A 22,400-nucleotide genomic window follows, 5' to 3' on the forward strand; every position below is an offset into this window, starting at 1 on the left:
GGCAAAAATTCAAAGGGAATCTCAAAAAGGGGTTCGGAATTTTTTAATTCCGAACCCCTTTTGTCTACAAACTGAGAGCAGATCTCTTGGGATCTGCTCTTTTTGTGTTATAGAGGTTATGCAAGGGATATAAAAGTGTCAACCGCCTTTTTAAAATCATACGATAGTCAAAAGAAGCGGGGGTGTATAGAAATGGGAGTTATTTTAACTGATGAGTGGATGAAAAAGGATTTCAACCGCCCTGTTCAGATGATGGAAAGACTTAAAAGTACATTCAACAATACCCTTGATGCGAATATGATTTATCATCATTTATTGAAGCATGGTATGTATTCGCCAAATAAAAAAACGAGACTCACATGGGAACATTTAAAAGAAAATAATGCATGGGAAAAAACACAAAGCCTGTTTACTTCTTATAAGAAACTGTGGGGAGGGCCTGATGTTCCCATATATATTTTTCCGCTCATGTCTTCAGGGATGTGGAATAAAATGGTTGAAACGAAGTCAGGATTGGCATTTAAAGATAAACTATTCCTTTTTTACGACAAGGGTATAGCTGAAAAGGAAATGGAGGCCATATTGATTCACGAATATCATCATGTCTGCCGATTACATCATTTGAAAAAGGATCAAAAAGAATTCACTCTTCTTGATACGATGATCATGGAAGGACTGGCGGAAAGAACGGTGGGTAAATATTTAGGAGCAAAATATTTAGCGAAATGGACTAAATTATATCAGGAAGATAAACTGCGAGAATTTTGGAGCAAGCATTTACAAGAAAAGCACACAATAAAACGTACAGATCCTCTTCATGATGTCCTTCTGCTTGGAATGAAAGGATACCCACATATGCTTGGATACTGTAGTGGTTATTACCTAGTGAGAAATTCTGAAAAACTCTCTGTGAAAAAATCATTCATTATTCAATCTGAAGAATTCTTATCGAAAAAGAACTAATTATATACGTTCTTTTTTTCTTAATCTGTTTTCTGGAATAGGAATAAATTGTATGGTTCCTGCCTATACTGATTGACAAACAGAAATTTGTTTAAGTGAGGGATGAATGATGTTATATCTTCATGATGTATGGGTTAACTGGTTTGAAGGAGAAGAAAACGGCTATAATATTTGTCATTTTCATGAATGGAGGAAGGATGATGGGATCGAGCTACTAGATCAAGTTCCTTTGTTGAAAGTGTCATCAACATTGTTCCACTACATAGAAAACGACTTGTCAGAATTACCTAAGCCATTGCTGAATGATGTGTATCAAAAAGCATATGCAAGGAAAAATCATGAACGAATTCAGCTTGACTATTGTTTTATCGTGACTGATGGAAATGGAATTTTAGCTGTTGATACGATAGGTTATCATATTCCGATTAGGAAAAGCAGAATAATTCCCCGGCAGGAACAAATTGTTTATGACATGATAGAAAACCATGATGAGATGGATTACACCTTTACTGAAAAACCTACATCTGAGAAAGAATATCATATTTTATCGCCGTCTCCCTTATTCATGAATGGGTTGACAAGAAAAGAAAGACAGCTTAAGCAATTACTATTCATGGCCATGGACCAATTATTCACGGCGAAAAACACTGCTGAAATCCGCTATTGGTATACAGAATGGGCTCCTGAAAAATATGAAAGCATTCAAGAAATGGATTTTCAGATAGCATGGCTTGAGTTATATGAAGAAATGAAGGAAGGCTGGTCAGAGAAGCACCTTCAACTTTGTGAAAACTTGGTGAAGGGGCAGCCTTTTTTTGAAAAGCTTTGGCAAGTGGAGGCTGGCGATAGCCCATCGATATTATGAACAAAAAAGACGATCCGATGAGGATCGTCTCAGACTGTAGACAAACCCGATGAAAATCGAGTTTGTCTATTTTTATGGCTTGTACAATTTGGACGTTGATTGGAACGTAGGGCACTCGCTTTCCGCGGGCGGTCGGGGAGCCTCCTCGGCTTTCGCCTGCGGGGTCTCCCCTAGACGCGCTTTTCCCGCAGGAGTCTCGAACACCCGCTCCAATCAACTTTGTCTTACCTTTTAGATAAACACTTTTGCCTGGAGTCATTTTTGTTTTAAAATAGAAGTATTAAAACTTGAGGTGATGAGGATGCTTTCTAAACATGATTCTATTCAGCGAGATCAACTTGAAATGATTACGTTAGATCAACTGGTGCCACCGAACCATTTGGTTCGTAAAATGGAGGCTGCCATTGACTTCACTTTCAATTATGACTTGGTGAAAGATATGTATTCAGAGGTAGGACGCCCAAGTATTGATCCAGTTATTTTAGTTAAACTGACTTTCATTCAATATACCTTCGGTATTCGTTCCATGCGTAAAACGATTGAAGAAGTTGAAACTAATATGGCTTACCGTTGGTTCCTAGGTTATGGTTTCCATGATAAAGTACCTCCTACTCCACGTTCGGGAAAACTTATGAGCGACGCTTTAAAGATACAGACCTGTTTGAGCAGATTTTCTATCGCATTTTAATGATAGCTGCTAATAAAAAGTTAATAAGTGCTGAACACGTTTTCGTGGATTCCACACATGTGAAAGCCAGTGCGAATAAACGGAAATTTGAAAAGAAAATCGTTCGTAAAGAAACACGAGCGTATCAAGGACGTCTTCAAGAAGAAATCAATCAAGATCGTGAAAACCATGGAAAAAAGCCTTTTCCACCAGATAAATTTGATAAAGAAGAGACCAAAGAGATTAAAGAAAGTACAACGGATTCTGAGAGTGGCTACTATGTGAAAGATGAACGAACAAAACAGTTTGCCTATTCATTCCACGCGGCCGCAGACCGCAACGGTTTTGTATTGGGAACGATTGTAACACCTGGAAATATACATGACAGTCAGATCTTAGAGCCACTAGTTGAACAAGTGATTGAGAAAGTTGGAAAACCGGAAGCCGTTGCCGCAGATGCAGCTTATAAAACACCAGCGATTACAAGCTACCTATTTAACAAAGAAATCATACCGGCTTTGCCTTATACACGTCCTCGCACCAAAGAAGGATTTTTCTGCAAACAGGACTATGTATACGATGAACATTTTGATTGTTACCTTTGCCCTTCGGGCGAAACTTTAAAGTACTCAACAACAAATAAAGAGGGCTATCGCGAGTACAAATCGCCAAAACAAATTTGTACAACATGCTCATTTTTATCTCAGTGTACAGAAAGCAAAGACTTTCAAAAAGTGGTGACACGGCATATCTGGCAAACACATGAAGAGGCAGATCATCTGCGTCATCATCAAGATGTAAAACCTATATATGCAAAACGTAAAGAAACGATTGAGCGTGTATTCGCAGATGCAAAAGAAAAGCATGGTATGCGTTGGACTACTTTAAGGGGACTTAAAAAATTGTCGATGCAGGCGATGCTTACTTTCGCTGCCATTAATTTAAAGAAGATGGCCAATTGGACATGGCGAGGTCCAAAAATGGCCTAACATAGTGGGCTCGTAGAGCCCCAATCTCTTAACTTTAGGCGAAAATTCAAAGGGAATTTCAAAAGGGGTTCAGAATTTTTTAATTCCGAACCCCTTTTGTCTACAAACTGAAAAGACGATCCGATGAGGATCGTCTTTTTTTTATCTCTTTCTGCCAAGTCCCATGCCATTATACATTTTTCTAATCATCTTATTGGCTTCAATGTTCGCTTTTTCTGCACCGCGGTCAAGAATTTCATCCAATTCTGGTGAATCGATCAATTCATGATAGCGTTCCTGGATTGGCAGGATTTCTCCAAGAACCACTTCAGCCAAATCACTTTTAAAGTCACCATAACCTTTACCTTCATACATCTCTTCAATTTCTGAATAGGTTTTCCCACTGAAGATGGAGTATATGGACATCAGGTTGGAAACACCGGCTTTGTTTTCCTTATCGTAACGGACAATGCCTTCGGAATCGGTAACAGCGCTCTTGATATTTTTTTCGATTTGCTTCGGATCATCCAATAAGGCAATCGTTGCCTTTTTGTTAGGATCCGATTTGCTCATTTTCTTGGTTGGTTCTTGTAGGGACATGATACGTGCCCCTTCTGTAGGGAGGCTGATTTCCGGGATTTTGAAAATATCATTGTGCTTTCTATTGAACCGTTCAGCCAAATCGCGAGTCAATTCAAGATGCTGTCTTTGATCTTCCCCAACAGGAACTACATCCGTACTATAAAGGAGAATATCGGCTGCCATCAGCGGCGGGTATGTAAGCAATGCTGCAGAAACCCCCTCTTTGCCAGCTGATTTATCTTTAAATTGTGTCATTCGCTCAAGTTCACCAATATAGGAAATACTCTGTAAAATCCAGCCTGCCTGAGCATGCGCAGGTACCTCTGATTGAATGAAGATTGTATTCTTTTCTGGATCGAGGCCAATGGCCAAATATAAAGCGGCCAATGTTTTAATGTTTTTCCTTAATTTAAGGCGATCTTGTGGAACTGTAATTGCATGCTGGTCAACAATACAAAAGAAACATTCATATTCATTTTGTAAGTTAACGAATTGTTTCATGGCTCCGATGTAATTTCCTAAAGTAACGGAACCGGATGGCTGTATGCCGGAGAAAATCCTTTTCAACTGCTAGTCACTCCTCTAAATGCGTTTATTGATAAATGGATATTCGCTCTTCATTATTGTAAGGATAAATAGAAAATGAATCCACTTTCTTTGAAAGAAATGTGCGCCTTGAAAGGGGAACGCTCATTTAAATCTCGTGGAAGGCCGTTTTGTCCTGTATCGATGCCATTCTGAGAATACGAATTGTCCACTATAACTGTATTTTAGCATTTATTCATATTAAATGTATAATCGAAACGGCAATAACGCCACTGGAACGGACTTTCCGTCTGTTTGTATCGATCAATGAAAGCATCAAGGTAAATAAAACCGTTTTATATATTTCACCTTGAGCAGGCGATTTTAGGGAAAGATACATACAAGGGAATACGTGCTGGAAACGTGTTTGCATCCAAGTGTGTTTATTTATGGCAGAGTTTTTTTAATTATTTATAATATATAGGAGTAAAGTTAAATGGTTGTGGTATTAAAGAAAGGGGTCTATTTTTATTTATTGAATATTGATGACTGATGGCGAATGAGGTGGAGGAAATGAAACAAAGAAGTAAATGGTTGATGACAGGTATGTGCATATTCCTGATTCAACAGCCAGTTCATGCACAGGACATGAACGAAACCAGGCAGGTAGCATTAGAAAATAAAGAACTGCCTGTGAATGCACCGCGTTTTGTTTTTGATTCGGGGTTGAAATTCGCCTATCCGGATGCTGTGCGTGGAATATATGTAACAGGGCCTGCAGCGGGTGGCAATAAATTGAATGAACTTATTAAATATGTAGATGAAACCGATTTGAATGCGATGGTCATTGATATTAAGGATGATTGGGGGAACGTAACGTATAAGACCAAAAATCCCGATTCTCCATATGCCGGGATTGGTAAAGACTACATAAAGAATCCTAAGGCAATGCTGAAAAAATTTGAGGATAAGCAGATTTATCCGATTGCAAGGGTAGTTGTCTTTAAAGACTCACTTCTGGCTAAAGAGAAGCCTGAATTGTCATTTTTAGATGGCGAAGAGGTATGGAAGAATGGTCGAGGTGAAGCCTTCGTTAACCCATTCTTAAAAGAGGTGTGGGATTATAATGTCGGTATTGCCATTGAAGCGGCAAAAATGGGTTTTAAAGAAATTCAATTTGACTATGTCCGTTTTCCCGAAGGATTCGAAAATAAAGAAAATGATTTGAAATATGATATCGGTGAATATGATGAAGCGAAAGTGAGTCATTCAGCTAAAAGGGTTCAGGCAGTGACGGACTTCGTAAGTTATGCGAAGAAACAACTGGAGCCATATGGTGTGGAAGTGTCGGTGGATATTTTTGGATATGCGGCTACGTTACCCGAAGCTCCCGGAATTGGACAGAACTTCACTAAAATCTCTGAGAACGTGGATGTAATTTCCTCAATGATCTATCCAAGTCATTGGACATCTTATTTTGGTATCGATAAGCCTGATTTGGAGCCCTATAATCTCGTTAAGGAATATGCGAAATTGGAAAATGGGAAGCTGAAGGAATTAAAAACCCCGCCAACTTCAAGACCTTGGCTTCAAGATTTTACTGCTTCGTATTTAGGAGAAGGGAATTACCAAAGGTATGGAAAGAAAGAAGTGGAAGCCCAAATAAAAGCGTTAAATGATAATGGGATTGATGAATATTTATTATGGAATGCAGCAAATCGATATACAAAGGGAGTGGATTATACCCCATGAAAAAAAGGGGATGGCCTTAAGGAATATCCTTCCGGTCATCCGATTTCTTTCTAAAATTACCGCTTTTTATTCCCGCCAACTTGATTCCACCCTGACTGAATTCGTCTCGATTGATCGAAAATATGAGAGTGACGTTTCCCTCCAAACCATTTTTCGCCGATACCATTCGTCACAACGCCATTCACGGCAGTGATGCCAATAACGCAAGCTGCGACTAAAACAAAGTCAATAAAGTAACTGAACATCCAACCCCCCCAATATTGTTTTAAAGCTATTTAAGTTCCATTGTAGTGGATAAGAGAAAATCTGGAAAGAATAAACTAGCAAAAGAGGAGATTAAACCATGAATTGGTATGAAAAACTAAACCAGTATTTCCCCATTGAAGAAATGAAGTCTAAAGAACATATTGAAGTTCTCTTAGAAGATAAGCAGGAAATATATATAAAGGATGAAGGTCCCGACCATGTTTTATTGTATGTGGAAGGGGAAGAGTTTATATTCGTTGATTACCTATTTGTATCAAAGAAATCAAGGGGGCAGGGATTAGGAAGGAAATTGATCCAGAAATTGCAAAAAAAGCAGAAAACGATTTTGCTGGAAGTCGAACCAGTTCAAGAAAATGATGATGATACATTTAAAAGGCTGAGATTTTATAAAAGGGAAGGATTCAAGCATGCTTCTTCGATTTCCTACAGCAGAAAATCGCTTGCCACCAAAGAGAATACTCCAATGGAAATCTTATATTGGCCGGCAAATCCATCTGTTGAAGAAGAAGACGTTTTTGATTTCATGAAAGAGATTTATTCTGAAATCCATACCTACAAAGATGACGACCTTTATGGAAAGTCTTATCAGGATGTAGAGGATGTACTAAGCTTGAATGCTGGTCAGGAAACGGATATTTTTAAAGAGATGGAAGTCTGAGAAAGAGGGCCGGTTTTGCGGCCCTTTCATTTTGTCGATAAGTTCGAAAGTGTCTCACCCCGAACCGTAATTTTAAAACAAGACTTGGTTATCCTTCATGTATTTTTGCGCTTGAAATTTGCGACACTCCTGTCGAATAACTGGCTTGCCGAGACCCCGCAGATGCTTGCTTTGATGAGGCTTGGCAGACAGTCGGCAGGAGCGAATTTCTGAAATCAACTGGAACCTTTTTTAAAGAAAAAAACAGAGGAAACTGGCTTTTTTTCGAATATGCTACAGTATGAAAGTGCCGGTTGTTCACCTGTACATTGAAGGAAAATGAATATCTATAACTTCTGGATGGTAGATTGTTCCCTACTTGCCGATTCTTTTGAATTTCCTTTTTCACTTTTGGTATTATATGTGCTAAAAGAATGGTTTTTCTTGTAAAAGGAGGAATTTGCTTTTTATTAAAGAAAATATATTAACATGATCTTGTTTATTGACAAGGATTGGGGGTAAATAAAAGTAACGAGCAAATTGAAAAAATCATGAGGGTTGAATTGAGAGTTAAATGAGAATGGTAGGTAGGTATTTTCAATTAGAAAAAGTGATTTCAATGTATTACATAAAAAAACGAAATAGCTATAGTACAGGCTAAACAAGAAGTTTAAAAGGATTTTTTCAAATATCAAAAAGGGTATTCATTTTAAATGAATTAGTGTATAATAAAGAATATGAAATACTTATTTAAAATTATTTCAAATTAGAGTGGTACTTATGAATACTAATAGTAGATTTCCCCTCATAGATCACCGATTCTATATTTAGGGAGTGTGAGTAAACATGGTAACATTATATACATCACCTAGTTGTACTTCATGCAGAAAAGCAAAAGCATGGTTAGAGGAACATGAGATTGGATATAAAGAAAGAAACATTTTTTCTGAACCGTTGTCAATTGATGAAATTAAAGAAATTCTTCGAATGACAGAAGATGGAACCGATGAAATCATTTCAACACGGTCTAAAACTTTCCAAAAGTTAAACGTAAATTTAGAGAGCCTGCCTCTTCAAGAATTATATAAATTGATCAAGGAAAACCCGGGATTGTTGAGACGTCCAATTATCCTTGACGAGAAACGGCTTCAAGTAGGTTATAACGAAGATGAGATAAGACGCTTTTTACCACGTAAAGTCCGAACCTTCCAGTTACGGGAAGCGCAACGTATGGTCAACTAATAATGTCTTTCAAGCTCTGCCAGGAATTGTGCAGGGCTTTTTCTTTATACAAAACCGATTTTTCGTCCAATTTTAGATCCATGGGCGACAGGGATGTTTGGCATCTCAAGCAAGTCCCTATAGCCGGTCATCATTTAAAGATAAAATAAGAATGCAATTAACCATCGCATGTATATAATAAGGCATAAACGGCGGTAAGATTAAAATTAAAGCATGCATTGTGATAGTTGCATACGGATGAATTATTTTATAGAATGAATGGAATATTAGGCAAACAATTGTTTTTTAGATAAGTAATGTTTTTTATTTCCCTTCTTCAAGGTTTTGTCATAAAATGATGTAAAATAGTATGTTTTAATGACTATCATGATTTACAGTATTCACTTACGGGTAAAGAGCTTTTAAGAGCAATTTTCGCTTGGGGGTTATTATCCCTTCAAAATGAGAAAGGAAGGGAGAGGGGAATCATGGAAATCGAACGCATTAATGACGATACAGTTAAATTTTATATTTCCTATATAGATATTGAGGAAAGAGGCTTCGATCGCGAAGAGATTTGGTACAGTCGTGAGAGAAGTGAGGAACTTTTTTGGGAAATGATGGATGAAGTGCATCAAGAAGAAGAATTCATGATTGAAGGACCTTTATGGATTCAAGTTCAAGCCCTTGAAAAAGGCTTGGAGGTTTTGGTCACAAAAGCCCAGCTTGCCAAAGATGGTCAGAAACTCGAGCTGCCTCTTTCAGATGATAAGTTTAAGGAATTGAATGTATCAGATAAGATGGATACCCTTCTTGATCAACATTTTCATGGTAAGGATGAAGAAAGCGGTATAACATTCGAAGATGGTATGATTGAATTCATCACGACATTCGAGGATTTTGAAGATGTCATTTCATTAAGCAAGCGTCATGGCTTGGATGACTGGACGACAAAACTTTATGTTTATCAAAATAAATATTATCTTTATATCGAGTTTTCCGAGGCGGAAATAGACGAGGAAGAAATCGATAATGTGTTAAGCCTCTTATTGGAGTATAGTCAGGAGTCACCAATAACGGTGCACATGCTTGAAGAGTACGGGAAAATAGTCATCGAAAATGATGTATTCACAACGGTCGATAAATATTTCGCATAGACTGTTGAGGCCGATTTCAGTAGAAATCGGCCTTTTCGTCCAAGAATAAAAGTTTTTACCTTAGGCAGGGAGGTTTTTAAATGTGCCTGTGTTTGTTAATTGGAGGTAGTCCAGGTGAAGAATATAGTTGGCATAAGTCTGCTAATTCTCTTGTTGGTCGGCCCTTGGTATTTTCTGATAAATGAAATCGATGGTAGGCTGGAATTTTACTCCAGTCTTATAATGACCCTGTTCTTGGTGATAATTGGATCCGCCATTTTCCTTGAAAATCGGGATCCCATCCAGACCATAACATGGCTTCTTATGTTTGGCGCTTTCCCATTCATCGGTTTCATTTTTTACTTTTTGTTTGGCCGTAATTATCGGAAAGAGAGGATATTTCGCAAGAAGTACTTTTTGGATAAGCAAAGTTTCGTGAAAATAAGCGGAGAAGCGGAATATAATGATCGAATTAAGGAAATGGGAGAAAACTCACAGCAGTTATTCAAGCTTGCAAATAGGCTAGGGAATAGTCCTATTTCATTTACGACCGAAACCCGGATTTTAAGGAATGGTAAGGAGACTTTTTCTAATATCATCGAAGAATTAAAAAAAGCCAGACATCATATTCATTTAGAATATTATATAGTTAGGGATGACCGCATTGGCGGTGTTCTAAAAGATGTCTTGATACAAAAAGTAAAAGAAGGGGTAGTGGTCCGTTTTCTCTATGATGCGGTTGGTTCTTGGAAGCTAGCTCGCTCCTATATCGATGAACTGAAGAATGCTGGAGTCGAAATGGTCACCTTTGGTCCGTTGCAGCTCCCTTTATTAAATAATAAATTCAACTTTCGTAACCACCGTAAAATAATTGTGATAGATGGCTCTGTCGGTTTCATGGGTGGCCTCAATATTGGGGATGAATATCTGGGACATGATCCGAAATTCGGTTCTTGGCGTGATACGCATCTTCTCGTAAAGGGGGAAGCGGTCAGGACTTTACAGCTCATATTTCTGCAGGATTGGTATTATAGCACCAATAATAGCTTTTTAACGGATGAATACCTCCTGACCGGAATGCCGATCCATGATGGGCATGGCGGAGTTCAATTGATTGGCGGAGGGCCGGATAGTGAGTGGACGATCATTAAGAGCATTTTTTTTAAGATGATTACCTCAGCAGAAAAGTCTGTCTGGATTGCATCTCCCTATTTTGTTCCTGACGACGATATCCTTCAAGCATTGAAGGTAGCTGCTTTAAGTGGTTTGGATGTCAGGCTGCTCGTCCCAAAGAACCCAGATAAGCGAATTGTATTTCATGCTTCGAGAACCTATTTTCCCGAATTGCTTACTTCTGGAGTTCGTATATTCCAATATAATGAAGGCTTCATGCATAGTAAAATCATCATCGTTGATGACCAAATGGCCTCAATTGGGACAACCAATATGGATATGAGAAGCTTTCACTTGAATTTCGAAGTCAATGCCTTCCTTTACCGGACGGAAAGTACACAACAGCTGGTAAATGATTTTTTGGAAGATATAAAGGTATCCCAAGAAGTGGAAATCAATGCGTTTTCCAAACGGAATTTCGGATTGAAAGTGTTGGAATCCACTTGCCGATTGCTTTCCCCCCTTCTTTAGATATTACTTTTCCTTTATGCCGATCAGGCATTTTTTTTTTGAAAATTAAAAGGAATCCATTGCTATGCAAGCGAATGTAGTGGGGGTGAGGAGGAGATGTATGTTAACTGCGATAAAGAGTGATGGGACTTGGATTACCCTTCCTGAAAAGATACCGGCAAACTTGCTTGCTGAATGGAGAAAGTCAACAGATTATTATTGTCCATGCTGCAAGATGGAAATGTCCATTAAAGCAGGAAACGTCAGGGTCCCGCATTTCGCCCATAAAACTAATTCTTCATGCCGTGCTTCTTCAGAACCGGAATCCGGCTATCATTTAATGGGAAAAAGAAAATTGTTTCAGTGGTTTTCATCACACGGTTATCAAGTGGATTTAGAAGCCTACCTGCCCGAAATCAAGAAAAGGGCTGATATCTTAGCTACGATAGGAGGTAATCGCTATGCAATAGAATTTCAATGCTCAGTTATTCCGGAGATTGAATTCATTGAACGGACAAGAGCCTATCAAAGCGTAGGCATCATACCAATTTGGGTCCTCGCTGCAAAACACCTAAAAAGGAAAAGCATGTATGAATTCAGTTTATCCGGATTCCAATGGCTCTTCGTCACCGGCAGTTGCCACCATCCGTTTCTTTGGATGTATTGTCCGGAAACTAATCATTTATCAGTATTGAAGAACCTCACTCCTTTTACCCCTAGAACCGTCTTTGCCGAATTGACGACTGCGTCTTTAACGCTCCTACCCCCTAGTCGGGCATTGCCCCAAAACTGCTTCCATTTCCCTTTTCTGCCTGCGTGGAGAAACAAACGAAAAGACTGGACCCTTCATCGTGTGAAAACTGCACGGAGAAGCGATCCTTTTTTCGAAGGGCTCTATTTACATCATATTACACCTGCGGCAATTCCCATTGAAGTGGGTGTTCCTGTCAGAGGGATGCTGTTGATCGAAACTTCCCCGATTGAATGGCAGGCATGGTTTTACATGGATGTGTTTCAAGAGAAAAAACCTGGGGAAAAGATTTCTATGGCTGATATTATCCACTTTTTTAAGAAGCGTTCAAAAAAGGGGGAAATAAAGTTCAGACCGTTACCATTGCTTCATGAAAAACCCGTGGAATATCCTTTAGATCAATATATCAAGCTATTAGAGAAATTGGGTTACATTTCAAAGGAGGAAGAGGGGGTATTTAAAGTTGAAAAGGCATTTTCCATTCCCTTCACCAGTGACCACGGTCAAATGATGGAAAAAAATTTCTATGATAAGCATAAATTGATGATGGAAAAGGGGAATATCCAGTATAATCGGGGATAACATCTCTATTTATCTTGAATTCAGATGAATTGGCAGGATTATTTTTGTTAATGGAGAAATAGTAATAGGAACGAGGATTTAAAATCTTTAAGGAAGCATGAAGCTGTTTGAAGCATTGGTCCGGTTTGGTGATTGTTAGCTGAATGGCGAGTTTTCTATAGAATGGAGAGGAATTTTAATGGCACAAGAAACAAAAGTGAATGCATTACCCTCAAGAAGTGAAATAGCTGCGGAAGATACTTGGAGACTGGAAGATATCTTCGCCACCGAAGAAGATTGGGAAGCTGCTTTCAAAGCAGTAAAAGAAGATCTCAAGAAAGCGGAGGGACATAAAGGGACTTTGGGCGAAAGCGCAGAAAAGTTATTTTCGGCTCTTCAACTCCAAGATGAAGTATTTGAGAAGCTAGGGAAAGTTTATTCTTATTCACATATGCGCAATGACCAAGATACAACCAATCCTTTTTATCAAGGGATGGAAGATCGGGCAAAAGCTTTATACGCCCAGGCAGCGGCTGCGTTTTCATATATGGTTCCTGAGCTATTGAGTATTGATGAAAGCAAAGTGGAAGGGTTTTTGGAAGAAAAAGAAGAATTGAAATTATATAAACATTCATTAGAGGAAATCAATCTTCAGAGACCCCATATCCTATCTGCCGAGCAGGAAGAATTATTGGCACAAGCTTCAGAAGTACTCGATGCATCAGGCAATACTTTCGGTATGCTTAACAATGCTGATTTGAAATTCCCGACCATCAAGGATGAAGAGGGAAATGAAGTGGAAATAACTCATGGAAGGTATATCAGTTTTCTTGAGAGTGAAGATCGCCGTGTACGTGAGGAGGCATTTAAAGGGGTATACAGCAAGTATGGTGAGTTCCGTAATACATTTGCTTCAACCCTGTCAGGTGAGGTGAAAAACCATAATTTCAATGCCACAGTCCGAAAATATGATTCAGCACGCCAAGCGGCGTTAAGTAGCAATAACATTCCGGAGACAGTATACGATAATCTCGTTAAAACAGTCAATGACAGCTTGCCGTTACTGCACCGTTATCTTGATTTACGTAAAAAAGTACTAGGATTGGAAGAACTTCATATGTATGATCTATTCACTCCGCTTGTTAAAGAAGTGAAGATGGAAGTGACATATGAGGAGGCCAAAGATTATGTCCTAAAGGGGCTTGCTCCGCTTGGGGAGGACTATTTGAATGTTTTGAAAGAGGGATTTGAAAACCGTTGGGTCGATGTGCATGAAAACAAAGGGAAACGAAGCGGTGCCTATTCTTCTGGTACATACGGGACGAATCCTTATATTTTAATGAACTGGCAAAATAACGTCAATAACTTATTCACGCTCGTTCATGAGTTCGGGCATTCGGTCCATAGCTACTATACGCGTAAATATCAGCCTTACCCATACGGTAATTATTCTATATTCGTAGCGGAAGTTGCCTCGACTTGTAATGAAAACCTGCTGAATGATTACTTACTAAATACAATCGATGATGAAAAGAAGCGCATCTATTTATTGAATCATTATCTAGAAGGTTTCCGTGGAACATTGTTCCGCCAAACAATGTTTGCGGAGTTTGAACATTCCATACATTTAAAAGCTCAAAATGGGAAAGCGTTGACAGCCGATATGTTAACTAAGGAATATTATGAGCTGAACAAGAAATACTTTGGTGAGAATGTGACAATTGATGAAGAAATCGGTTTGGAATGGGCACGTATTCCACATTTCTACTATAATTACTATGTTTATCAATATGCGACTGGAATAAGTGCAGCAACAGCATTAAGCAAGCAAATCCTTGAAGAAGGAGAGCCCGCTGTCAAAAGGTATCTGGAGTTCCTGAAATCAGGAAGTTCTGATTATCCGATTGAAGTACTAAAAAAGGCAGGGGTCGATATGACAAAAGCCGAGCCTGTACAAGAAGCCATGAATGTATTCGAAGAGAAATTAAATGAGTTGGAAGAGCTTTTGAATAAATAGGATTCGAAAGGGACCCGAGCGGCTGAACTGCACCCCAATTGTTAGACACCATCTAACAATTGGGGTGCTATTTTTTATGACAAAATATTCTTTAGAGTTATAATTAAAAGCTGTCCTTGCTTATTTAGAAGGAGTTGACTCATTTAGATCTGTCGCCAACCAATTTAATACCAATTATGATATGAAGATAGATGTAGTAAAACTATATGAACGATTTTGGAGTGACTAATACCCAAGTGGCTGCTGTGTATAATATTGCTTCTCCCTATACTATGGATAAGTGGCTAAAGCAATTTGAGGAGAACGGGGTTGACGATCTTGAACCGAATAAAAAGGGGCGTCCATCCATGAAAAAAGAAACGAAGAAAATACCAGTAGAAGGATTCATTAGAGGGTTTACAGGCTGAAATGAACGTTGATGTCCAGAGAATGCATATTTAGTTGAGAGCCTTAGTTCAAGAACCCGGTAGATTACCGGGTTCTTGCCCCTCAAGACTGCCTAATTAAATAAATGTCTAACTTTTTGGGTTTACTTCAGTTTTGGTCCCTTTTTCTCTTATATGAATATCCGTTATAATCCTTTAAAACGATTTCTTTGATTTAAGCTGTGAAGAATAATGAAGAAAACAAAAAATAAAATTGGGGAGGTGAAATACAGAGGAATGAGGTGCATGATACCGAGTAGCTGGACGAATAGCGACCCTATTAAGAGTATGAGTAGAATAAAGCCTTTCAATTTGGTCACCTCCAACCTGACAGCAGTATATGGTCATCTGCTCCTTTATTAGATTTTATGTTTTAGAATAAGCAGTATTCTAAGAATATGACAATAATGTGAAAATGCGCACAAAGTTCTTGCAATTAATGTGTATAATCTGATATAGTACAGATAAGAAGTTATCACATCCCAAACATATACCCCTTTGTTTGTTCGTCGTGAAATTTCTCCCATCCCCTTTTTCGTATAAATAGATGAAAACCCCAACAAATTTCGCGATTTGCTGGGGTTTTTTCATGTTGTTGAAGTGAAATGAGGCCAGTTGTAAAAAAAAGTGACAAATGTTAGAAAAGGATATGCATTAAAATGTGATGTTTTTCACAATTTAATGTATATCCTTACATATCAGAAATCAATCAGAAAGAAGATAGCAATAAACCTTTAAATTAAAAAGACGCTCTTATTTTACAATACACCTAAGGGATAAAGTATATATTATGAACAATTTGTGAAAAGTAATACATATAGTTGAAACATAAATGGATTATCTGTTATATTATTTATTGTGAAATAAATCACAAATAAACATTTACCCCTTTGTTTGATCGTGAAAAAAATTTCTCCCATCCCCTTATTTCTTATAATAAAAACCATGCAATCATTTGATTTGCATGGTTTTTCCCTTTTTTTTGAATAGCAAAGAAGCAGTCAAAATCATTACTGCTTCTTTGTATATCTCCAAAACGTCCCGTATTTAGCCGGAATTTTTTCTGCCAACTGTTTTAAAACAAGTTTCTTCATTTCCAACTCGACGTTATTCTTATTCATATTATAAACCGTTTCGATTTCCTTGGTGGCCACCAGTTTGAAACAGCTTAAAAACTCTTCGATAGAGGGTGGTTTTGCAGGGGCGGGAAGACCATTAAGCATATCTTCTAAAATTTGAACATATACCTCGTAAGAATAGACACCCGAAACCTTTATTCCCTCTTCTTCAATATTTTGATTGAAAAAGACAAGGGAAGGTATTTCAGTCACTTCCATTTCGCTGGTTATTTTCAAGTCACATTGAAAACCTTTGGCTGCACTGGAAGAATTGATGTCATCAAGGAATTCCTCCACATCCAGTTCAACCGTTTTGGCACACTCGGTCAAGACCTCGATATTGGATATATCCTTTTTCCCAATGAATACATATTCTTGAAGCTGCCTTAAAAAGCGAATGGCCAATTTACGGCCCTGCAATTCCGCTGCTTTTATTGCGATGGAAGCTGTATATGGAGAAGAGATTGGGTTTTCAGACCAAAGGCTACCATCACAGGACATTCCCGAGCGGCTGGCTGTCTTTTCCCAAACATGAGCAAGGTTTTCATAATTTTTATTTTTCCCCATATTAAGAGAATCGATTTTACCGCTTAAAACATGGCGTAAACTGAATAATTGGCCATATTCTATCTGTAATTTTCTAATAATTGGTTCTAAGCCCCAGCATTCGGGACAAAGCGGATCAACAAAAACATAAATTTCAATTGGCTTTTTTCCTATATCATAGCAATGCTGCGTCTTGATCCAATCGGAAATATTGAAAACTGGTTTATGTGCGCTCAACTGTCTTCTCCTTTCCCATCAGTACCGGATGTATTGATCATATGCTGTGCCGTCAAAAAAAGGCGGTGATAGAAAAACTCTCTTATTTCACCTTCAAGGCCCACTTCGTCCATAGCTTGATACATGCATGAGAGCCATGCCTTCGCTCGTTCTGGCGTAATTTCAAAAGGTATATGTCGAGCCCGCAACATAGGATGGCCATGTTCTTCAGTATATAAAGAGGGACCACCTAAATATTGAGTCATAAATTGTTTTTGTTTACGGACCGTTTCTGTTAAATCGTCAGGGAAAATCGGCAGTAGATCCGGGTGTTGACTAACGTTGGAGTAAAACACATCAATTAACCTGTGTAATTGCCCTTCTCCAATTAATTCATATGGTGTAGGGTTCCCTTGCATCATGTTGATTACTCCTTTTATTGAAAGATGGTTGATGTTTATACATATTTTATCAATGACGTACTGATATAACAAATATATAGCTTGAAGAAAATTTTACATCTGTAGTATGACACAGGGGAATGAACGGAAAAGACCGCTTTTGGGGACTTAAACTTTTGTGCGGTTTTGGATAAGAAATAAATGTACACATATGAAAAAAACTGACCCATCAAAAATATCAGGGTCAGCTTTCATTAGCTTGAAAATGTGCCATATACTTTTTGGACATAATTCTGAGTTTCTTTAAAGGGCGGAATTCCATTATATTTATCTACGTTTCCTGGTCCGGCATTATAAGCAGCAAGGGCAACCTGGATGTCCCGGTCATAACGGGCCATCATTTGACTTAAATATTTACTCCCGCCCATGATGTTTTGTTCTGGGTCGGTTGCATCATCAACTCCCATGCTCCTTGCAGTTGCGGGCATTAACTGCATAAGGCCAGTTGCACCAGCATAACTGGTTGCTTCAGGGTTAAAGTTCGATTCTTGTTTAATGACCGACTTAATCAGTTTTTCCGGGAGATTATACAAGCTGGCCGCCTGGCTGATGATTTGATCGTAATTTGTGACGGCTTCGCGAGTCTCATCGTTAGTATGGGCAGCAGCTATCTGGTTATTGGATGTCAGCCTTCTGGATTGAAGAAAGGACTTCGTTTCCGTTTCCACATTGGATAATAAGGAACCCAATGTCTGGGAAGTGCCTTCAAGAGCATCACCCGAAACCAGTTCCGACAGCATGTCCTGGAAAACGGATCGAGATGAAACAGTTTTAGGGATGTTTCCATTTGTGAATTGCTGGATTGCCTGCAATTCCATAAAAGTCTTGAAATCTTGGATTATCAAATTTCCCACCTCCGAATATGGTTAAAAAACAGGATTATTCCTGGAATTTGGCGCGATAAAACCTCTTAACTTTATTTTCGGTTTCTCTTTCCGGAATTTGAAGGGTTTCAAGGAGAGTCAGGAAATTTTCTTTACCGGCTTTTGCATCCGTCACTTCATATTCAAGCTCGAAATCTTCCTGATTCACATATGAACTATGATCTAAAACAAGTAAACCCTCCTTGTAAGGGAATTCATAACGGTCAGTCTTTAATGTCCCAAAACAGGTAAAATCCTTTGGATTAACTCCGCATTCAATGATAAGCTGTTGGATCTCCCCTTCAGGGAAAGTGTTTTGATTCAGAAACGCATAAGCGGTTTCTTTAGAGATATCTTGATTCGTTTCCAATAATCCTTCTGTAGCAGGCTGTTTTAAAGTTAGCTCGTAACAGCCGTTTTTCTCCCGGATCCTAAGCGCAGAGTCCAGATTTTTCAAATGGAATTCGAATGTATCGAAGTAATGATTTTTCTGTGATTTAAAGTTCGATGTCCCGATATGAAAATAATGGATCAGTTGTCGAAATTCGTTTTCTTTCAAAAGGTTTTTAAACTCAATTTCAATATGCTGGCTCATGTGTCCCTTCCTTCCTGACTAAATATCTTAGGTTAATCATATAAGAACCATTCAAGCTGTCAAATTGAATACAATAATTTTTTGCTATTGTACTTGAATATTTAGGAATCAATTGCAGGATATGATAAAATAAAAACGTTGAACACGGGAAGTGGATTACCGTTTATAGAGAAATTAATACATACTTTTTGTTTTTAGAGAAAGATTCAATAGGATCCAGTGGTGAATTGGCAGTATGTCATAGGACTGCTGGATAAGGAGAGCGTTCTGCCCATACCAGAGTTGAACAGACGCTTTTTAGATAGATATAGGTGGTGTGGCAATGGAGAGTTGGGACGATTTCTTGGCGCCTTATACTCAGGCTGTCGAAGAATTAAAGGTTAAGCTAAAGGGATTAAGGAAACAGTTTGAGAGAGAGAATATTCACTCACCGATCGAATTTGTAACAGGCAGGGTAAAGCCGATTGTCAGTATTTTGGATAAGGCGAGTCAGAAGGATATTGCCATTGATAAATTGGGAACCGAAATTCAGGATATTGCAGGACTTCGCATGATGTGCCAGTTCGTGGATGATATCGAACAGGTAGTTGAACTTTTACGAGGTCGCAATGACTTTGAGATAGTCGAGGAGAGGAATTATATTTCCCATAAAAAAGCAAGCGGCTACCGTTCTTATCATGTTGTCATCCGCTACCCGGTCCAGACGATCCATGGCGAAAAAAATATACTTGCCGAAATTCAAATCAGGACACTTGCGATGAATTTTTGGGCTACGATTGAACATTCTTTAAATTATAAATATAAAGGCATTTTTCCGGAAGATATTCAACTGCGGCTAAAACGCGCAGCTGAAGCCGCCTTCCTGCTTGATGCAGAGATGTCGCAAATCCGTACGGAAATCCAGGAAGCACAGCGTCTTTTTTCCAGGAAGAAAGATTCTTAAACGTATAAATGAACAAAAAGAAATCTAAATTGTAAGGTGGGATTACATGAAATTTGCGATTACGTCAAAAGGAGATGCGAAATCGAATACTTTAATGCAAAGGATGCGAACGTATCTTCAGGACTTTCATTTGGAATATGACGAAGATCAGCCGGATATTGTCATTTCTGTCGGTGGTGATGGCACATTATTATATGCATTTCACCGTTATAGTAATAGATTGGACAAAACCGCCTTTGTTGGTGTACATACAGGACATCTTGGTTTTTATGCAGATTGGACCCCTGATGAAATTGAAAAATTAGTGATTGCTTTAGCAAAAACCCCATTTCAAGTGGTGGAGTATCCACTGCTCGAAACAATCGTCCGTTATCAGCATGGAGGACGCGAAACCAGATTTTTGGCTTTGAATGAATCGACAGTCAAAAGTGTTGAAGGGACGCTTGTCATGGATGTTGAGATACGCGGCCAGCATTTTGAGACGTTCCGCGGAGATGGTCTATGCATTGCGACGCCATCTGGAAGTACGGCTTATAATAAGGCGCTTGGTGGAGCCATCGTCCATCCATCAATCGATGCCATTCAGATTACCGAATTGGCATCCATTAATAACCGGGTGTTTAGGACGGTCGGATCTCCTCTGCTGCTGCCGGCACATCATACATGTATGTTCCGGCCTGTCAATGCTGTCAATTTTCAAATTACGATCGATCATTTGACCCTGCTTCAAGAAGACGTCAAGTCGATACAGTGCCGAGTTGCAGATGAAAAGATCCGATTTGCCAGATTCCGCCCTTTTCCTTTCTGGAAAAGAGTGCATGATTCATTTATTGCTAATTAAGGAGATAGACTCACCTCATGTCAAATCAAAACTTTTCTTTGACCTGGTCGGTTTTTGAAGAGGATTCTGGCTCATTATTGCGAGAGTTTCTCAGCAAATGCGATATTTCAAAACGAGCATTAACGGATATTAAGTTTAAAGGTGGATATATCCAGTTGAACGGCGAAGAAGTAACCGTAAGGGAACGGATTGAAACCGGCGACATCATCACCGTCATATTTCCGCCGGAGAAGGCAAGTGAAGGCCTTTTGCCAGAACCCATCCCCCTAAATGTCAGGTATGAAGATGAATTTGTATTGGTGGTGGCCAAGCCTTCTTCCATGAATACCATTCCTTCCCGGGAGCATCCCAACGGCAGTCTGGCCAATGGCTTGGCGGGATATTATAAGAAGAAGGGAATACAGGCAACGATCCATATTGTTACAAGGCTTGACCGCGACACATCGGGGTTGGTTTTAATTGCCAAGCATCGGCATATCCATCACCTTTTAAGTGAACAACAAAAATCAGGAAAGGTTAAACGGAGATACCAAGCCATAGCCGAAGGACTCGTAGATGGACCTGAAGGGGAGATAGTTGCGCCAATTGGCAGAAAGTCGACCAGCATCATTGAACGGGAAGTCAGGGACGATGGCCGGTATGCCTGTACTCTATTTAAGGTATTGGCACACACTGGGTCGCACACATTCCTCAATTTGGAACTCCAAACAGGGAGGACACATCAAATAAGGGTCCATATGGCCCATATTGGTCATCCATTGGCTGGTGATGATTTATATGGAGGGAGCAGGAGGGATATCTCTCGCCAGGCCCTTCATTGTTTTGAATTGAAATTTTTACATCCTTTCACAAAGAAGATGATGTTGTTTCAAGAAGAGCTACCTGAAGATATGACCCGATTGCTCGAGGGAAGTATAGGCTGGGATTCCTGATTTTATAACCGGCCCGCATCAAGCCGAAAACAAGATTAAGCAAAAATCCATAGACGCAAAAAAACTCACCAAGATGGCGAGTTTTTTTGGTTAATCAAAAGATGTCCTGAATTTTTCCGCTATATATGGCATGGTTGAAGGCACCTCTTGAAGATCCATTTCAGGATAACGGACAGCTGTTAGTTTTCCACCGAAGACGCAGCCTGTATCAATATTGTAAGTATGATTGACTCGTCTTGCTTCAGGGACTGGTGTATGACCATACACGATCCATTTTTCCCCTTTGTAGGATTGAGCCCAGTCCTTCCTGACCGGGGACCCATCTGGATGTTTGGAGCCATTGATATCACCGTAGAGGACAAAGGTTTTTACCTTACTGCTATATTGGCCAATATAATCACTGCGAATTCCCGCATGGGCAATGATCAGTCGTCCATCATCAATAAGTTGATATAGTGGGGAACGTTCATACAGATCCATGAATTTTTTTCGGATTTTCTTCTGCTCCCGAATGTTTAGGGATTCATATTCAGCTACTGTAGTCTCTAAACCATGTGATATTTGAACTTTATTGCCTGAAAAATAACGATACAATTTATTGCAATGGTTTCCTGGGGCATACCTTGCAATATTTTGGTTAATGACTAATTCATGGACAACCTCGATTACTTGAAGGGAATTAGGGCCGCGATCGGTTAAATCCCCTACAAAGCCGAGAACCCTTCCAGAGGGATGGACAGGAATCCCAGTATCCCATGTATAGCCCATTTTTTCCGTCAGTTGCTTGAATTCGGCGAAACATCCATGAATGTCCCCTATGATATCGATGTTCATTTGACACACCCTTTGTTTGTTTTGTATATGTTTATGGTATTAGTATAGTATTATTTAAAAAAATAAAATATAAACGAGGAAATGAAAAAAT

General features: G+C 39.0%; 21 protein-coding genes and 1 pseudogene. 15 read left to right on the forward strand and 7 right to left on the reverse strand.

Annotated features, from left to right (window positions below):
* Positions 1-192: 192 nt before the first annotated feature.
* The 3 genes and pseudogenes from N9I19_RS17660 (at position 193) to N9I19_RS17670 (ending at position 3,484) form a co-directional block, all read left to right on the forward strand.
* Positions 193-963 (forward strand): DUF2268 domain-containing putative Zn-dependent protease, encoded by a 771-nt coding sequence (locus tag N9I19_RS17660; RefSeq protein ID WP_317778542.1) that lies wholly within the window; start codon positions 193-195, stop codon positions 961-963.
* 109 nt (positions 964-1,072) lie between these two features.
* Positions 1,073-1,828 carry a YjbA family protein gene (locus N9I19_RS17665; protein ID WP_034314514.1) on the forward strand — a complete coding sequence of 252 codons (756 nt, stop codon included), beginning with the start codon at positions 1,073-1,075 and terminating at the stop codon, positions 1,826-1,828.
* Positions 1,829-2,129: 301 nt separating this feature from the next.
* Positions 2,130-3,484: pseudogene (locus tag N9I19_RS17670) on the forward strand (IS1182 family transposase).
* A gap of 141 nt (positions 3,485-3,625) precedes the next feature.
* On the opposite strand, the gene trpS reads toward N9I19_RS17670, so the two are convergent.
* On the reverse strand, positions 3,626-4,612 hold the full coding sequence (gene trpS / locus N9I19_RS17675; protein WP_061462096.1) for a tryptophan--tRNA ligase: 987 nt from the start codon (positions 4,610-4,612) through the stop codon (positions 3,626-3,628).
* A 531-nt stretch (positions 4,613-5,143) separates the two neighbouring features.
* Here trpS and N9I19_RS17680 point away from each other — a divergent pair.
* Positions 5,144-6,322 (forward strand): putative glycoside hydrolase, encoded by a 1,179-nt coding sequence (locus N9I19_RS17680; protein ID WP_089363689.1) that lies wholly within the window; start codon positions 5,144-5,146, stop codon positions 6,320-6,322.
* Positions 6,323-6,378: 56 nt separating this feature from the next.
* On the opposite strand, the gene N9I19_RS17685 is transcribed toward N9I19_RS17680, so the two are convergent.
* Positions 6,379-6,567 (reverse strand): hypothetical protein, encoded by a 189-nt coding sequence (locus N9I19_RS17685; protein ID WP_061462097.1) that lies wholly within the window; start codon positions 6,565-6,567, stop codon positions 6,379-6,381.
* Between the two features lie 98 nt (positions 6,568-6,665).
* Here N9I19_RS17685 and N9I19_RS17690 point away from each other — a divergent pair, with 98 nt between their 5' ends.
* From N9I19_RS17690 to N9I19_RS17725, 8 genes are all read left to right on the forward strand, one after another.
* The gene (locus tag N9I19_RS17690) at positions 6,666-7,247 is read left to right on the forward strand and encodes a GNAT family N-acetyltransferase (protein ID WP_061462098.1); all 582 of its coding nucleotides are present in this window, start codon (positions 6,666-6,668) and stop codon (positions 7,245-7,247) included.
* Between the two features lie 15 nt (positions 7,248-7,262).
* Positions 7,263-7,460, forward strand: coding sequence for a hypothetical protein (locus N9I19_RS17695; RefSeq protein ID WP_317778543.1), 198 nt, complete (start codon positions 7,263-7,265; stop codon positions 7,458-7,460).
* A 612-nt stretch (positions 7,461-8,072) separates the two neighbouring features.
* Positions 8,073-8,468, forward strand: a complete 396-nt coding sequence (gene spxA, locus N9I19_RS17700; RefSeq protein ID WP_061462100.1) for a transcriptional regulator SpxA — start codon at positions 8,073-8,075, stop codon at positions 8,466-8,468.
* Between the two features lie 467 nt (positions 8,469-8,935).
* Complete coding sequence (gene mecA / locus N9I19_RS17705; protein WP_061462101.1) at positions 8,936-9,604, forward strand: adaptor protein MecA; 669 nt, start codon at positions 8,936-8,938, stop codon at positions 9,602-9,604.
* A gap of 114 nt (positions 9,605-9,718) precedes the next feature.
* Positions 9,719-11,227: a cardiolipin synthase gene (gene cls, locus N9I19_RS17710; protein WP_317778544.1), complete on the forward strand. Its 1,509-nt coding sequence runs from the start codon at positions 9,719-9,721 to the stop codon at positions 11,225-11,227.
* Between the two features lie 100 nt (positions 11,228-11,327).
* Positions 11,328-12,539 (forward strand): competence protein CoiA, encoded by a 1,212-nt coding sequence (locus tag N9I19_RS17715; RefSeq protein WP_317778545.1) that lies wholly within the window; start codon positions 11,328-11,330, stop codon positions 12,537-12,539.
* A 178-nt stretch (positions 12,540-12,717) separates the two neighbouring features.
* Positions 12,718-14,535 (forward strand): oligoendopeptidase F, encoded by a 1,818-nt coding sequence (gene pepF / locus N9I19_RS17720; protein ID WP_317778546.1) that lies wholly within the window; start codon positions 12,718-12,720, stop codon positions 14,533-14,535.
* A gap of 206 nt (positions 14,536-14,741) precedes the next feature.
* Positions 14,742-14,942 carry a helix-turn-helix domain-containing protein gene (locus N9I19_RS17725; RefSeq protein ID WP_317778547.1) on the forward strand — a complete coding sequence of 67 codons (201 nt, stop codon included), beginning with the start codon at positions 14,742-14,744 and terminating at the stop codon, positions 14,940-14,942.
* Positions 14,943-15,970: 1,028 nt separating this feature from the next.
* On the opposite strand, the gene N9I19_RS17730 is transcribed toward N9I19_RS17725, so the two are convergent.
* The 4 genes from N9I19_RS17730 to N9I19_RS17745 all read right to left on the reverse strand — a co-directional run bounded on the left by N9I19_RS17730 (position 15,971) and on the right by N9I19_RS17745 (position 18,759).
* The gene (locus N9I19_RS17730; RefSeq protein WP_081108725.1) at positions 15,971-16,861 is read right to left on the reverse strand and encodes a ClpXP adapter SpxH family protein; all 891 of its coding nucleotides are present in this window, start codon (positions 16,859-16,861) and stop codon (positions 15,971-15,973) included.
* The gene (locus tag N9I19_RS17735) at positions 16,858-17,262 is read right to left on the reverse strand and encodes a globin domain-containing protein (protein ID WP_061462105.1); all 405 of its coding nucleotides are present in this window, start codon (positions 17,260-17,262) and stop codon (positions 16,858-16,860) included. The genes N9I19_RS17730 and N9I19_RS17735 overlap by 4 nt, the downstream gene beginning before the upstream one ends.
* Positions 17,263-17,495: 233 nt before the next feature.
* The gene (locus N9I19_RS17740; RefSeq protein ID WP_411730477.1) at positions 17,496-18,155 is read right to left on the reverse strand and encodes a lytic transglycosylase domain-containing protein; all 660 of its coding nucleotides are present in this window, start codon (positions 18,153-18,155) and stop codon (positions 17,496-17,498) included.
* A 25-nt stretch (positions 18,156-18,180) separates the two neighbouring features.
* Complete coding sequence (locus tag N9I19_RS17745; RefSeq protein ID WP_317778549.1) at positions 18,181-18,759, reverse strand: CYTH domain-containing protein; 579 nt, start codon at positions 18,757-18,759, stop codon at positions 18,181-18,183.
* Between the two features lie 322 nt (positions 18,760-19,081).
* Between N9I19_RS17745 and yjbM the strand changes: the two genes are divergently transcribed.
* Genes yjbM through N9I19_RS17760 form a run of 3 tightly spaced genes read left to right on the forward strand, consistent with a single transcriptional unit; the run spans position 19,082 to position 21,475 of the window.
* Positions 19,082-19,702 carry a GTP diphosphokinase gene (gene yjbM, locus N9I19_RS17750; protein ID WP_061462108.1) on the forward strand — a complete coding sequence of 207 codons (621 nt, stop codon included), beginning with the start codon at positions 19,082-19,084 and terminating at the stop codon, positions 19,700-19,702.
* Positions 19,703-19,748: 46 nt separating this feature from the next.
* Positions 19,749-20,543: an NAD kinase gene (locus tag N9I19_RS17755; protein ID WP_061462109.1), complete on the forward strand. Its 795-nt coding sequence runs from the start codon at positions 19,749-19,751 to the stop codon at positions 20,541-20,543.
* Between the two features lie 17 nt (positions 20,544-20,560).
* Positions 20,561-21,475, forward strand: a complete 915-nt coding sequence (locus N9I19_RS17760; RefSeq protein WP_317778550.1) for an RluA family pseudouridine synthase — start codon at positions 20,561-20,563, stop codon at positions 21,473-21,475.
* 90 nt (positions 21,476-21,565) lie between these two features.
* Here N9I19_RS17760 and prpE read toward each other — a convergent pair whose 3' ends face one another.
* Entirely contained in the window at positions 21,566-22,309 is a 744-nt protein-coding gene (gene prpE, locus N9I19_RS17765; protein WP_061462111.1) for a bis(5'-nucleosyl)-tetraphosphatase PrpE, read from the reverse strand.
* Positions 22,310-22,400: the final 91 nt, after the last annotated feature.

The organism is Peribacillus sp. CSMR9 (assembly GCF_033141925.1).
GTDB lineage: Bacteria > Bacillota > Bacilli > Bacillales > DSM-1321 > Peribacillus > Peribacillus simplex_A.

What these genes read in the sequence shown, in the direction of transcription:
- N9I19_RS17660 (WP_317778542.1), top strand. Translation starts at nt 193, where the DNA reads ATGGGAGTTATTTTAACTGATGAGTGGATGAAAAAGGATTTCAACCGC.
- N9I19_RS17665 (WP_034314514.1), top strand. Translation starts at nt 1,073, where the DNA reads ATGTTATATCTTCATGATGTATGGGTTAACTGGTTTGAAGGAGAAGAA.
- N9I19_RS17680 (WP_089363689.1), top strand. Translation starts at nt 5,144, where the DNA reads ATGAAACAAAGAAGTAAATGGTTGATGACAGGTATGTGCATATTCCTG.
- N9I19_RS17685 (WP_061462097.1), bottom strand. Translation starts at nt 6,567, where the DNA reads ATGTTCAGTTACTTTATTGACTTTGTTTTAGTCGCAGCTTGCGTTATT.
- N9I19_RS17690 (WP_061462098.1), top strand. Translation starts at nt 6,666, where the DNA reads ATGAATTGGTATGAAAAACTAAACCAGTATTTCCCCATTGAAGAAATG.
- spxA (WP_061462100.1), top strand. Translation starts at nt 8,073, where the DNA reads ATGGTAACATTATATACATCACCTAGTTGTACTTCATGCAGAAAAGCA.
- mecA (WP_061462101.1), top strand. Translation starts at nt 8,936, where the DNA reads ATGGAAATCGAACGCATTAATGACGATACAGTTAAATTTTATATTTCC.
- N9I19_RS17715 (WP_317778545.1), top strand. Translation starts at nt 11,328, where the DNA reads ATGTTAACTGCGATAAAGAGTGATGGGACTTGGATTACCCTTCCTGAA.
- pepF (WP_317778546.1), top strand. Translation starts at nt 12,718, where the DNA reads ATGGCACAAGAAACAAAAGTGAATGCATTACCCTCAAGAAGTGAAATA.
- N9I19_RS17725 (WP_317778547.1), top strand. Translation starts at nt 14,742, where the DNA reads ATGAACGATTTTGGAGTGACTAATACCCAAGTGGCTGCTGTGTATAAT.
- N9I19_RS17735 (WP_061462105.1), bottom strand. Translation starts at nt 17,262, where the DNA reads ATGATGCAAGGGAACCCTACACCATATGAATTAATTGGAGAAGGGCAA.
- N9I19_RS17745 (WP_317778549.1), bottom strand. Translation starts at nt 18,759, where the DNA reads ATGAGCCAGCATATTGAAATTGAGTTTAAAAACCTTTTGAAAGAAAAC.
- yjbM (WP_061462108.1), top strand. Translation starts at nt 19,082, where the DNA reads ATGGAGAGTTGGGACGATTTCTTGGCGCCTTATACTCAGGCTGTCGAA.
- N9I19_RS17755 (WP_061462109.1), top strand. Translation starts at nt 19,749, where the DNA reads ATGAAATTTGCGATTACGTCAAAAGGAGATGCGAAATCGAATACTTTA.
- N9I19_RS17760 (WP_317778550.1), top strand. Translation starts at nt 20,561, where the DNA reads ATGTCAAATCAAAACTTTTCTTTGACCTGGTCGGTTTTTGAAGAGGAT.
- prpE (WP_061462111.1), bottom strand. Translation starts at nt 22,309, where the DNA reads ATGAACATCGATATCATAGGGGACATTCATGGATGTTTCGCCGAATTC.